Origin of the sequence: Paenibacillus ehimensis NBRC 15659, from assembly GCF_004000785.1 — a bacterium.
GTDB classification, from domain to species: domain Bacteria; phylum Bacillota; class Bacilli; order Paenibacillales; family NBRC-103111; genus Paenibacillus_G; species Paenibacillus_G ehimensis.
The window spans coordinates 14617-26466 of record NZ_BILX01000032.1; the positions used below are offsets into that span (position 1 = coordinate 14617).

The following is an 11850-nucleotide window of genomic DNA, read 5'->3' on the forward strand; positions in this document are numbered from 1 at the left end:
AAAGAAGCAAGCCCGCCGAAAATGGCAAGCCTGCTTCTTATCCGTTATACGAGTGTCTCTTCGTTCGAGCGGTTGGAGGAACGGGAGTACCCTCCGCGGTTGTCGCGGTCCGAACGGCCGCGGTAATCGCGGTCGCGTCCGCCGTCACGGTAACCGCCGCCGTCGCGACGGTTGCGGTCGCCGCCGCGATAGCCGCCGCGGTCGCCATAAGGGCGGTCGTTGCGGCGTGCGCCGCCAGCCGTACCGTAAGATCCCGACGGTCTGCGTCCGCTGCTGCGGATGTCCGGTCTTCTTTTCTTCGCCCGGATCGGATCTTCCGGCGTCAATTCGATTTCGACGTCCTTCTTCTCGCCCGTAAGCAGCTTGAACGCCGCAGCCAGAAGATGAACGGAATCGTGCTGCTCCAGCAAGGAGATCGCAAGACCTTTATATTGATTGTGGTCGTCGCTCTGCATCGCTTCCAGCACGCGCTCTGCCGTCATTTTTTGCTTGCCTTCGATGGCTTCCGCCAGGCTCGGCATCGGCTTGCGGGAAATTTTGTGACGCGTGATTTTCTCGATAAAATGCAGGTGATCGATCTCGCGCGGCGTAACGAACGTATAGGCTGCGCCTTCCTTGCCCGCACGGCCGGTACGGCCGATCCGGTGAACGTAGCTTTCCGGGTCCTGCGGCAGGTCGAAGTTGATGACGTGGGTCACGCCTGATACGTCCAAGCCGCGGGCCGCTACGTCGGTTGCAACGAGCACGTCGATGCTGCCGTCGCGGAATTTGCGCATCACGTTGTCACGCTGATTTTGGGACAAGTCCCCATGCAGGCCTTCCGCGGTATAGCCGCGCTTCTGCAAGGCTTCGGAGAGCTCGTCGACGCGGCGCTTCGTCCGGCCGAAGATGATCGCAAGATCCGGCGATTCCATATCGAGCAAGCGGCAGAGCGCTTCGAATTTTTGGCGCTCGTGAAGCTCGATGTAGGATTGGTCGATCAGCGGCGCGCTCACTTGCTTCGGAATGACGGAGACGTGCTCCGGGTTGGTCAAGAACTGCTGAGCCAGCTTCTGAATGTTGACCGGCATCGTCGCCGAGAACAGCATCGTTTGACGCTCATCCGGTACGAGCTTCAGGATCGATTGGATATCTTCCATGAAGCCCATGTCGAGCATTTCGTCAGCCTCGTCCAAAATGACGGTTTGCACGTCGTCAAGCTTGATTGTTTTGCGGTTGATGTGGTCAAGCAGACGGCCCGGCGTACCGATGATGATTTGCGGCTTTTTACGCAGCGCGCGAATTTGCTTTACGATATCTTGACCGCCGTAAATCGGCAGGGAGCGAATGCCCTTGAAGCGTCCCAGCTTCTCGATCTCTTCCGCTACCTGGATTGCCAATTCACGTGTAGGGCACATGATCAAAGCAACGATTCGTTCTTCTTTAATGTCGATTTTGTTGATGAGCGGAATACCGAATGCCGCGGTTTTCCCTGTTCCCGTTTGCGCCTGGCCGATAAGGTCGCGCCCTTCCATCGCTACCGGGATGGCTTTTTCCTGGATCGGCGTCGACTCCTCAAAGCCCATTTCCGTAATTGCGCGAAGTACCTTTGGCTCTAAGCCGAATTCACTGAACGTTTTCAAATGATTTCAATCTCCTTTGTTCTAGGGTTCATCTTTTGTCTATACCCTTAAGTGCGCTCCTATCTTCTATTTTTAATCTCTTCATGAAACACCTTCCAAGCCGTGTCAATATGAACAGTCAAGGCCGTACTTAAGAATATCTTTAGTAGTATACCATACCCTGCAGCCATATTCCAGAATTGTTCAAACTTGAAACCCAAATTCGGCGAATATCGTATATAATAAATATATTCGTCGATTTTGAAAAGGAGCGAAATGCCCATGTCGATATGGAAAAGAGTCGGTTCAATCATCAAGAGCAACAATCCGGAGCCGGAAGTGAAGCCGTCGAATCCGCTGGAGGAAACGAAGGTCGGCGATATTTTGAACGTAGACCTTGAAGAATATGTCGTATCCGGGAAGGCCGTTTATTTTGACCGCGGGTTTGCGCCGCACCGCTTCGCTTATTATCTGCAAAACGGCAAGCATATATCATGTCTGCTTGTGGAAAAAGGGCGCACCTACGAATGTTTTTTATGCGAATTTGTGGAAGGCTCGCTTGACGATCCGAACGACGTGCCGTCCGTGCTCGACGTCGGCGGCGATGTCACGTACCATATGGAGCATAACCGCACGGATACGGTCCGCGTCGAAGGGAATACCGATTTCCGCACAGGAGACGAGGTCATGTTCTGGCGTTATTTTGGTTCGGAGAACCGCTACTTCTTCCTGCAATGGCAGGACGGGAAATATGTGGCCATGGAGGGCTCTCCGACGCCGGCGGGACAAATTAAATTTATGAAGGGCTCCCGATGACCGTTGTCTTCATTTCCATAATCGGTTTCTTAAACAGCTTGGAACGGAGGTGACCGCCGCATGATCAACAAATTGTCCAAATGGATTGCGATCCTGCTGGTATTCACGCTGCTGGCCGCTTGCGGCGACGCCGGCAATTATATTAAAGACAACTATTCGTTAATCGATGTTCAAGGGCAAGGCAAAAGCACGGCCAAAATTTATTCCGTCACGGGCAAAGACGTGCCGACCGTCGCCAAGGAAATCGCGGACAAGGAAAAGCCGGCCGAAATGAGCAAGGATTCGGAAGAACGGATGTTCCTGGTCTACGACAATAAAATCATCAACGTACAGAAGGACCCGAACACCGAAGGAACGACCTTGGTCGAGGTTGATTCCATCCAATACGCCAAAGAAAATTACGATTCCTCGTTCCTTCAGGGCTATGTAGCGGCAACGCTGCTGCAATCTCTGTTCGGAGGCGGATGGTTCAACAGCAGCCGCGGTTCGGGCTACGATTATAAGGGATACACGTCGAGCAAACGTTATAGCGATTACGGCAAGTACCAAACCGCCCCTTACCCGGGTTCGACAGGCTCTAAGGGTTCGACAGGCACGACGACCAAGCCGCAGCCTTCGACGTCCGACCGCAAAGGAAGCTTTACCACGACGCCGTCGAATCCGCAAACCACCGCACCGTCGAATTCGCAGACCACACCGCCGAAGAGCAATCCGACCGTAGGGGATTCGGCCAGAAAGAACGACGGCTCCAAGCCGACTTATAAAGCACCTTCCTCCGGTTCCTCGAAACCGAGCACCAGCTCGCGATCCGGATCGTTCAAACGCAAATAATACCGCCAAGCTTTCCCTCCGCCAAGGGAAGCTTGGCTCTTTTTCGGCTTTCGGGGTTCAAAAAGGTCAAAACGCTTCATACTAAAAGCAGTATGCGGAGGTGCATCCATGTTTCAGCTTCAACGTTCCTGGACCGGTTCTTTCATTGCCTGTCTCCTCGGCTCGGCTCTTATTGCGTCGAGCTTCAACCTGTTCCTGATTCCCCACCAACTGCTCAGCGGCGGCATTTCCGGCGTGTCCATGCTTGTCGGTTATTTTACGGATTGGAACATTTCGCTCCTGTTTCTCATCTTTAACGCGCCGCTGCTGATCTGGGGGCTGCTGACGCTCGGGCGCAAATTCATTATTCTCAGCGTCGTCTCGGTCGTATTGACCACTTGGTTCATGCAGCTGATTCCTTCGATGACCGTCAGCAAAGATTTAATTATGTCTTCGGTTGCCGGGGGTGTGCTGGTCGGGATCGGAACCGGCATTTCGATGCGGGTAGGCGGGTCGACCGGCGGTTTTGACATTATCGCTTCCATACTCACGCGCAAGCGGGATTTTTCGCTCGGTACGTTTCTGTTCGGTCTGAACGGTATCGTTATTGTGGCGCTCGGTTTTTTCAAAAACAATTGGGACCTGGCCCTTTACTCCATGCTGTCCATGTTTATTACAGGCAAAATCATCGATACGATTCATATCCGGCACTTAAAAGTAACCGTCTTCATCATCACGAAGAAAAAGGATTTGCTTCTGAAAAAAATGCAAAAGCTCAAGCGCGGCGTCACGGTCATCGATACCGAAGGAGCATATACGAAGGAGCCTCAGCATATGCTGATGACGGTGACGACACGTTACGAATTGAACGAGCTGCAAAATCTGGTACGCCAATGGGATCCCCAGGCTTTCGTCAATATCACCGAGACTGTAGGCGTCATGGGCTTGTTCCGCCGCTCCGACCGAAGCGAACCTGGCAACTAAGTAATTTTTCCGGTACATAGAACATCGGAAATATGCTATACTGAAGGAGTAATTTCATACCGTTTTTCCAAGGCTTAACCTTAATTGCTCGTAAGTCCTGATCTCTAAACAACAGATGACGGGAAGGGTGATGCTTGTGGAAACCGTAAAGTTGGCAACCATTGTCATGAGACTGACGCCGGAGTTGTATCCATTCCTTAAGAAACGCGAGCTCGAATCGGAGATCGTGCTGCGCAACGGGCTGGAAGCTCTCGCAACAGAGGATGCCATGGAAATTATTCAATACAGCATTTCGGAACATCAAAAGGACGCCTTCCTTCATTAAAATGAGTAAAGCGTCATAACAAGTATAAGACCGCTCTTCGGCCGCCAGCTACGGTGGCATGGAGAGCGGTCTTGTTTTATGCCCTTATTCGGAAGGCAGCTGCAATCCGCGGGATAGGCTGCGGTATTCCGTAGGCGCGAGGCCGACGGATTTTTTGAAGTTTTTGGACAGATGAAAAAGGTCGTGGAACCCTGTCGCCTGCGCCACCTCGCCGATCGTCATGTCGGTCGACCCGATGAGCTGCTTCGCCTTTTCGAGGCGGCGCCCGTAGATGTATGTCATCGGCGTCGTCCCGAGCTGGCTCTTGAAGAAGCGCACAAAATAATTGGGATGATGATGCACGATGTCGGCCAGCTCCGCAATCGTCATCTCCTCGGCCAAATGCGCGTCAATGTAGTCCAGTACCGCGCCAAGCTTGCTGTGACGGAACGACAAGCCCGCCTGCTCCTCCTGCTTCGACACCGCCTGCTCCAGATAGCAGGCAATGACGCCGAGCAGCGCGGCCTCGATCCGGATGGACCCGACCGGTCCTTTCTTTGCGGTATGCTCGTCCGCCAACCTCTCGAACAGGGCAATCGCTTCGGAGGGCTCCTGCGCCGTCAAACAATAAGGCAGCTTAAACAACGAAAACACCCCCGTCCAATTCAAGTCGGACGTAAAATGGCACCAGTACATCGTATACGTCCGGGCCGGATCGGTTACCGAGAACGATTGTACGAGCCCGGCGGGAGCAAAAACAAGCTGCCCCGGCCGGGGGAACAGCTCCTGTCCGCCGACCGTCATCCTGCCTTCCCCTTCGCAGATATAATAGATTTTGCTGTACGCGGGGGTGAACGGCTTTTGAATCCAGTCGGGATTGCATTTGCTCCGTCTTGCGTTGAGCAATTCCGTCTTCATATCCTTCAGCAAATGGCTGAGCAGCGAGAAATCCGGTTCGTTGTTTGACATCGCAGCACCTCGAAGAACATACTTGACGGTTCGCCAAAAGGTTAATTTCGTACAAATAAGCGTTAACCGCATCCATAGGGATTATATCATATGCCGGGTACAATGGGAGTAAGCTACGAGGCAGCAATAAAACACGAACGGATGGAGGCTTCTCGATGATCAAACGGGATATGTATATGGATAATGCGGAAGCGGAAGCGGCCGATCGGGCGAACCCGCCCTTACCGAATGAAGAGCTGCAGGACCCCAGACTGGCTTGGTGGCGGGAAGCTCGCTTCGGAATGTTCATTCACTGGGGATTGTATTCGCTGCTGGGGGGTGTCTGGAAGGGTCAGACTGTGCCGGGCGCCTATGGAGAGCACATTATGCTGCGCGGCCAAATTCCGGTCAAGGAATACGAGCGGCTCGCGGAAGCGTTCAACCCGGTCCGATTCGATGCGGACGCCTGGGTGCGCGCGGCCAAGGATGCCGGTATGAAATATATCGTGATCACGGCGAAGCATCACGACGGCTTTGCTTTGTACGATTCGGCCGCCGACGATTTTAATATCGTCAAGCGCTCCCCTTTCGGCCGCGACCCGATGAAAGAATTGGCCGAGGCTTGCCGCAAGGAAGGAATCAAGCTGTGCTTCTATTACTCCCATTCGATGGACTGGCATCACCCTGATTCCCAGGGCAACACCCATGACTATCCGAACAATATCGGCGCATGGGACCCTTTGGAATCGTGGGTGAACGACGAGGACAAATTTACGCGATATGAACGGTATTTGGAAGAAAAGGCGTTTCCGCAAGTCCGGGAACTGCTGACCGGCTACGGCGACGTTGCCATCGTATGGTTCGATTGCGGGCATAAGGTGACCGACGAGCAGGGACAGAGGTTTGTGGATACGGTTCGGAGCCTGCAGCCGGATTGCTTGGTAAACCGCCGCGTGCGCCGGGACGGCTTCGGGGATTACGGCAATTCCGGCGACAATCAGCTGCACATCCGGATCAACCGCAAAGATTGGGAATCGATCCACACGATGAACGATTCGTGGGGCTACAAGAAAACGGATCACAATTGGAAATCCGTGACAAGCCTTCTGCATAACATGATCGACGTGTTCAGCTTGAACGGCAACTATTTGCTGAACGTAGGCCCGACACCGGAAGGCGAGTTCGACGAACCGTCAAAGCATATTTTGCGCGAAATCGGACGATGGCTGAAAACAAACGGCGAGAGCGTGTACGGGACGACCGGAAGCCCAATCGGCAAGCCTCAGTGGGGGCGCTGCACGGCCAAAGACGGTACCCTTTATCTGCACGTATTCGAATGGCCTGCGAGCGGGCGGCTGATCGTTCCGGGGCTGCGCAACGACGTCCTAAACACGTATCTGCTGGCCGATCCTCAGCGGTGCCCGCTTGCCCATCGGCGCTTGAACGGCGAAGACGTGCTGATCGAGGTGCCTGCCGGCCCTCTTGACCCGAACATCACCGTAGTCGTTGTCGAGTATGAAGGCGAGATCGACGCCAATCCGGTGAAACGGCTGCTGGAGCAGGATCACATCAACCGGTTCGGCGCCTTCGACGGCGACATCCAAGGCAGCGACCTGCGTTACGATACCGGCAAAAAAGACCGCGATGTCGTAACGAACTGGGTCGATCCCGCAGACTATATCCAGTGGACGTTTCGCGCAGAGACGCCGGGAACGTGCCGGGTAACGGTCGTTTATGGAGCGGCGGAAGGGGAAGCCGGGGGCACGTACCGCGTAGAGCTGTGCGGTCAGCGGCTTCAAGGAACGGTACTGCCGAAGGGCGGCTGGTACGATTTCGGAAGCGCCGAGCTGGGGACGGTGCGGATCCCCGGGCCGGGCACCTATATGCTAACGGTTAAGCCGGATGCGATAACCGGCACTGCGCTGATGAATTTGAAAGAAGTACGGCTTACGTTCTCGGGCGAATAAGGGACCTGATTTATTTCTTAAAAATTTTTGAGGACTGTCCAAAAATCGTTGTCTTTTTGTAACAAAAATGTGTTATAGTACAATTAAATAAATGGTATGATTAGATCATACCATTTCGGAGGTGTACTTAACCTATGGGAGCATTATCCCCTTGGCACATCATTTTGATCGCTCTCGTCGCTCTGCTTTTGTTCGGTCCGAACAAGCTTCCCGAGCTAGGACGCGGTTTCGGCAAAATGTTCCGCGAATTTAAAGATGCAACGTCAGGCAACGGCGGCCGTTCCGACGATAATCCTCCGGAACCCGAAGCCCCGAAAAAAGAATTGGCGGCTCCTGCGGCTTCGTCCGTAAGCGAACCCGTTCAGCCGACAACAAATAAATAATGCGATAACGATGAACCATCCGTCCGATCAGGCCGGATGGTTTTTTTTGCGGTAATACGCATGTGTACCGAGCAGCAGAACAGCTGCGATCAAAGCCATCCCCGCTCCCATGTAATACATGTACGAGCCGCCCCACTCATCCTTGATCCAGCCTCCGGCCGAACCGCCGGCAATGCCCGCGAGACCCAGAAAAACCATGGACAGCATCGACTGCCCCGTAGATTGCAGCTCTTGCGGCACGAGCCGGACGACATATTGCACCGAAACGATCCAAAAGGCGGCGAACGTAATACAATGCGTCGCTTGTAATAACATCAAAACAAACGGGTCCGACACCCAGCCGTACAACAGCCAGCGGATCGCATACAGCACCGCTACGATCCCCAGCAGCGCCAGCTCGTGAAACCGGTGCATATAGCGGCCGAGCAGCGCGAAGGTCGGAATTTCCGCCCCGGCCGCAAGCGCCCAAGCCCAGCCGGCCATCGAATCCGTAGCCCCCAAATCTTTCAAGTAAAGGACGAACAGCCCGTCATTCATCCGGTGCGGCACCATAAGCATGAAAATCAGCAGCAGAAACCATAAGAACGGCTTGTTTCCGAACAAGCTGCCCAGCGCTTTGAGAGATATGCGCTCCCCGGTTCCTTTCTCGTCTTTAAGAAACACGAGCAGCACGAAAGGCAGCACCCAGATGCTCCAATATACATAAGGAATGCTGTTCATCCCGCCTAAAGCGTCCAATACATAACCGGACGAGAGCGCCAACAGCGTGAAGCCCATCGAGCCCCACATCCGGATGGATCCGTAGCTTTTCCCGGCTTGCAGCGCGGATTTAATCGACACCGTATCGAGCAGCGGCACCGAGGATTGCATAAAGAAGTACAGCAGCAGCATAAAAAGCAGCGCGAGGGTGTACCCGCTCGTCTCGAAAATGCCGATGCTCGACAATACCGTCATGACCCACAGCCCGAAGATGATCGTCTTCAGCGTCTGGTAACGGTCGCTTAAATATCCCCAGACCGGCTGGGCGAAAATCGTCACAAACGGCCCGATCATCATGAGCAGACCGATCTGTGAGGAGGAGTAGCCTTTTCCTTCGAAGTAAATGGGCAGAAACGGCAGGAGGACAGCGGTGGTCGCATAGTATGAAAAGTTCAGCCCCCGCAGCGTCCAGATCTGTTTGTTCATCCGGTACCGGTCCTTTTTTGATATGTCGTCAAAATCTATCAAAGCTCTCTATCGGATTGCCGACTCTTTTATTATAATGATAGATATCAAACTAGCAAGGAGAGACTTATCAATGGAACTTTTATTGGCCGCGTTCCTCATGGCCTGGGGGGGCGTCAGCGCCGATCATCCCGATGCGACGTTCGAGCAGGTGGCCCAAGCTTCGATCGATTCCAAAACCGCCGTTGCCCAACAGCCATCCCCGGACGGGAATCTGTTCGACCGGCTGACTCCGGTGGACAAGAAGGACCCGCAGAAGGATGCGCCAAAGGTCAAAGGCATCTACGTCACGGCGCACAGCGCAGGCGGCTCGCGTATGAATACGCTGCTGAAGCTGATGGACGATACCGAGTTGAACTCGATGGTCATCGACCTGAAGGACGACTGGGGGTACATAACGTACGATACCGGCAATCCGGAACTGAACGCAATGGAGACGACGCAAAAAATTATTACCGATATGCCCAAGCTAATGAGCACGCTGCAGGAGCACCAGGTATATCCGATTGCCCGCATCGTTGTCTTCAAAGACACCGTACTGGCAAAAAAACGGCCTGATCTGTCGTTTGTGAATCCCGATGGCTCCGTCTGGGGCAATGGCAAAAATCCGCCGGAAAGCTTCGTGAATCCGTACAAGAAAGAAGTATGGGATTACAATATCGCGATTGCGAAGGAAGCGGCCAAGGCGGGCTTCAAGGAAATCCAGTTCGATTACGTCCGGTTCCCGGAAGGCTTCGAGAAGCGGGCCGATACGCTGAAGTACGATAAAGACGAACGTTCCCGCATCGAAGCGGTTGCCGAATTCGTGAAGTATGCCCGGGAGCAGCTTACCCCTTTGGGCGTCCGGGTATCGGTTGACATCTTCGGCTACGCCGCTTCCGTACCGGCCGCCGAAGGGATCGGCCAAGACTTCCAGAAAATTTCCCAGAACGTCGACGTCATCTGCCCGATGATTTATCCGAGCCATTATTCGAACGGATGGTACGGAGCAAAGGTGCCGGATGCCGCGCCATACGTGACGATTAACGGGGCCATGAAGGATACCGCCAAGAAGCTCGATCCGCTGCAATCTTTGAAGCCGGTCGTCCGGCCTTGGATTCAAGATTTCACCGCCACCTGGGTGCCCGGTCACATTCGTTACGGCAAAAAAGAGATCGAAGAGCAGGTGCGTGCGCTGAAAGATAACGGCATCGAAGAGTTCCTGCTATGGAACGCCGTCAATACGTACACGACGAACGTCGATTACAAGTAAAAAACCGCGCCCGCAAGAAAAGTGGAAAGCCCGCTTCCAAAAGGAGCGGGCTTTTACAATTAGAAGCAGATCAAGCCGTGCCGCTGCTGCGCGCGCCCAGGTTTGGGAGCTGCCAGTCAATCTCTGCACTGCCGATGCTTCGCAGAAAATCGTTGACCTGCGAGAACGGCCGGCTGCCGAAAAAGCCGCGATGCGCCGACAGCGGGCTCGGATGAACGGACCGCACGATAAAGTGGTGCCGCTTGGTAATCAGCTGCATTTTTTGCTGGGCCGGACTTCCCCACAGAACGAACACGATCGGCTTCTCCCGCTCGTTCAACAGCGAAATGACACGATCCGTGAACGTCTCCCAGCCCTGCCCTTTGTGCGAGTGCGCTTCGCCCTGCCGCACGGTAAGCACCGTGTTCAGCAGCAGCACGCCCTGCTCGGCCCAAGGCACCAGGCAACCGTTATCGGGGATCGAGCAGCCAAGATCGCTTTGCAGCTCCTTGAATATGTTTTGCAGCGAAGGCGGTGCCGGGATTCCGGGCTTGACCGAGAAGCTCAGGCCGTGAGCTTGTCCAGGGCCATGATACGGGTCTTGTCCGAGAATGACCACTTTGGTATCCGCATAAGAAGTATAATGAAGGGCATTGAAAATATCGTGCATATCCGGGTATACCGTACGCGTGGCATACTCCTGTTTCAAAAACGATCTCAGCCGGTGATAATAAGGCGCCTCAAACTGGTCTTCCAGCAAAGGGGCCCAGTCGTTGTGCAATATCGCCGCCACGGCGGCCTCACTCCCCTTTCATTCCCGATTATTTCCGAAACGCCGATACCATTTGTGCGAAATAGCCGACGGTCTTCAGCACGCGCTCCCGCGTCTTCGCGTCCTCCGGTTCACCCTCCGGCGTAAAGCTGCGCTGCGCTCCGCCGATGGAGATCCATTCCGGGCAGTTGATGCCGTGCAGGTTGCGTACCATCGTCTGCAAATGCTGCAGCGAGCTGACGCCGACGGCGCCCCCGGCCGAGCTGACCGACAACGTCACCTTGCCGTCGAAATGGTCAAAGCCGGTAAAATCGAGCGCGTTCTTCAGGACGCCCGACACGCTCCCGTGATATTCCGGCGTCGCCAGCACGATGCCGTCGGCTGCCAGCAGGCGCTGCCTCAGTTCGACGATATTCGCATCCGTCTGATCGAGGTCCCCGTTATAGAACGGCAGCGGCTTTTCATACAAATCGAACAGCGTAACCTGGCATTGCTTCTCTTCAAGCAGCCGCGCAATATACCGGCACAGCTGCGTGCTCGTAGCATCCTTACGGTTGCTTCCCGCAATAATCGTAATTTTCATCGTTTGACTGCTCCTTCGCTTCCTATAAAGTTCACTGCTCTGTCCAGCATTTCCGGGCTGCGCACGAAATGACGCGCCAACAGCTCGTCCGGCAAAGCGAACGCCTGCCCTTCGTTTTCTGCCATGACCAAGACCCGGAAAGGCTGTTCTTGCAATTCAACTTCCAGCTTGTATATGTACACTCACCCGGCCTCCCTTTCCTAGGAAAATGGGCCGCTCCCCCATCC

Annotated in this window: 13 protein-coding genes; 7 read left to right on the forward strand and 6 right to left on the reverse strand. The window is 54.3% G+C overall.

Annotated features, from left to right (window positions below; genetic code table 11):
- Nucleotides 1-44: 44 nt before the first annotated feature.
- Entirely contained in the window at nucleotides 45-1622 is a 1578-nt protein-coding gene (locus PEH01S_RS18820) for a DEAD/DEAH box helicase (RefSeq protein WP_025851608.1), read from the reverse strand.
- A gap of 261 nt (nucleotides 1623-1883) precedes the next feature.
- On the opposite strand from PEH01S_RS18820, the gene PEH01S_RS18825 reads away from it, so the two are divergent.
- The 4 genes from PEH01S_RS18825 (at nucleotide 1884) to PEH01S_RS18840 (ending at nucleotide 4536) form a co-directional block, all read left to right on the forward strand.
- Nucleotides 1884-2417, forward strand: a complete 534-nt coding sequence (locus tag PEH01S_RS18825) for a DUF4178 domain-containing protein (RefSeq protein WP_127487385.1) — start codon at nucleotides 1884-1886, stop codon at nucleotides 2415-2417.
- A 60-nt stretch (nucleotides 2418-2477) separates the two neighbouring features.
- Complete coding sequence (locus tag PEH01S_RS18830; RefSeq protein ID WP_174807148.1) at nucleotides 2478-3248, forward strand: DUF4247 domain-containing protein; 771 nt, start codon at nucleotides 2478-2480, stop codon at nucleotides 3246-3248.
- 108 nt (nucleotides 3249-3356) lie between these two features.
- Nucleotides 3357-4211, forward strand: coding sequence for a YitT family protein (locus PEH01S_RS18835; protein ID WP_025851612.1), 855 nt, complete (start codon nucleotides 3357-3359; stop codon nucleotides 4209-4211).
- A 130-nt stretch (nucleotides 4212-4341) separates the two neighbouring features.
- Nucleotides 4342-4536: a hypothetical protein gene (locus PEH01S_RS18840; protein WP_025851615.1), complete on the forward strand. Its 195-nt coding sequence runs from the start codon at nucleotides 4342-4344 to the stop codon at nucleotides 4534-4536.
- 84 nt (nucleotides 4537-4620) lie between these two features.
- Here the strand turns inward: PEH01S_RS18840 and PEH01S_RS18845 are convergent, their stop codons facing one another.
- Complete coding sequence (locus PEH01S_RS18845; RefSeq protein WP_164827934.1) at nucleotides 4621-5484, reverse strand: AraC family transcriptional regulator; 864 nt, start codon at nucleotides 5482-5484, stop codon at nucleotides 4621-4623.
- Nucleotides 5485-5639: 155 nt separating this feature from the next.
- On the opposite strand from PEH01S_RS18845, the gene PEH01S_RS18850 reads away from it, so the two are divergent.
- Nucleotides 5640-7430 (forward strand): alpha-L-fucosidase, encoded by a 1791-nt coding sequence (locus PEH01S_RS18850; protein ID WP_127487389.1) that lies wholly within the window; start codon nucleotides 5640-5642, stop codon nucleotides 7428-7430.
- Nucleotides 7431-7564: 134 nt separating this feature from the next.
- Nucleotides 7565-7813 (forward strand): twin-arginine translocase TatA/TatE family subunit, encoded by a 249-nt coding sequence (gene tatA, locus PEH01S_RS18855; RefSeq protein ID WP_025851621.1) that lies wholly within the window; start codon nucleotides 7565-7567, stop codon nucleotides 7811-7813.
- Between the two features lie 27 nt (nucleotides 7814-7840).
- Here tatA and PEH01S_RS18860 read toward each other — a convergent pair whose 3' ends face one another.
- Nucleotides 7841-8998: an MFS transporter gene (locus tag PEH01S_RS18860; RefSeq protein ID WP_025851623.1), complete on the reverse strand. Its 1158-nt coding sequence runs from the start codon at nucleotides 8996-8998 to the stop codon at nucleotides 7841-7843.
- A gap of 112 nt (nucleotides 8999-9110) precedes the next feature.
- Here PEH01S_RS18860 and PEH01S_RS18865 point away from each other — a divergent pair, with 112 nt between their 5' ends.
- Nucleotides 9111-10289, forward strand: coding sequence for a putative glycoside hydrolase (locus tag PEH01S_RS18865; RefSeq protein ID WP_127487391.1), 1179 nt, complete (start codon nucleotides 9111-9113; stop codon nucleotides 10287-10289).
- A gap of 70 nt (nucleotides 10290-10359) precedes the next feature.
- On the opposite strand, the gene PEH01S_RS18870 is transcribed toward PEH01S_RS18865, so the two are convergent.
- From PEH01S_RS18870 to PEH01S_RS18880, 3 genes are read right to left on the reverse strand one after another with little or no spacing between them, the layout of a single operon-like run.
- A complete protein-coding gene (locus PEH01S_RS18870) occupies nucleotides 10360-11061 on the reverse strand; it encodes a uracil-DNA glycosylase (RefSeq protein ID WP_127487393.1) in 702 nt (233 codons plus the stop codon).
- A 28-nt stretch (nucleotides 11062-11089) separates the two neighbouring features.
- A complete protein-coding gene (locus PEH01S_RS18875; RefSeq protein WP_127487396.1) occupies nucleotides 11090-11623 on the reverse strand; it encodes an NADPH-dependent FMN reductase in 534 nt (177 codons plus the stop codon).
- Nucleotides 11620-11805, reverse strand: coding sequence for a DUF3906 family protein (locus PEH01S_RS18880; RefSeq protein WP_127487398.1), 186 nt, complete (start codon nucleotides 11803-11805; stop codon nucleotides 11620-11622). The genes PEH01S_RS18875 and PEH01S_RS18880 overlap by 4 nt, the downstream gene beginning before the upstream one ends.
- Between the last annotated feature and the right edge of the window lie 45 nt (nucleotides 11806-11850).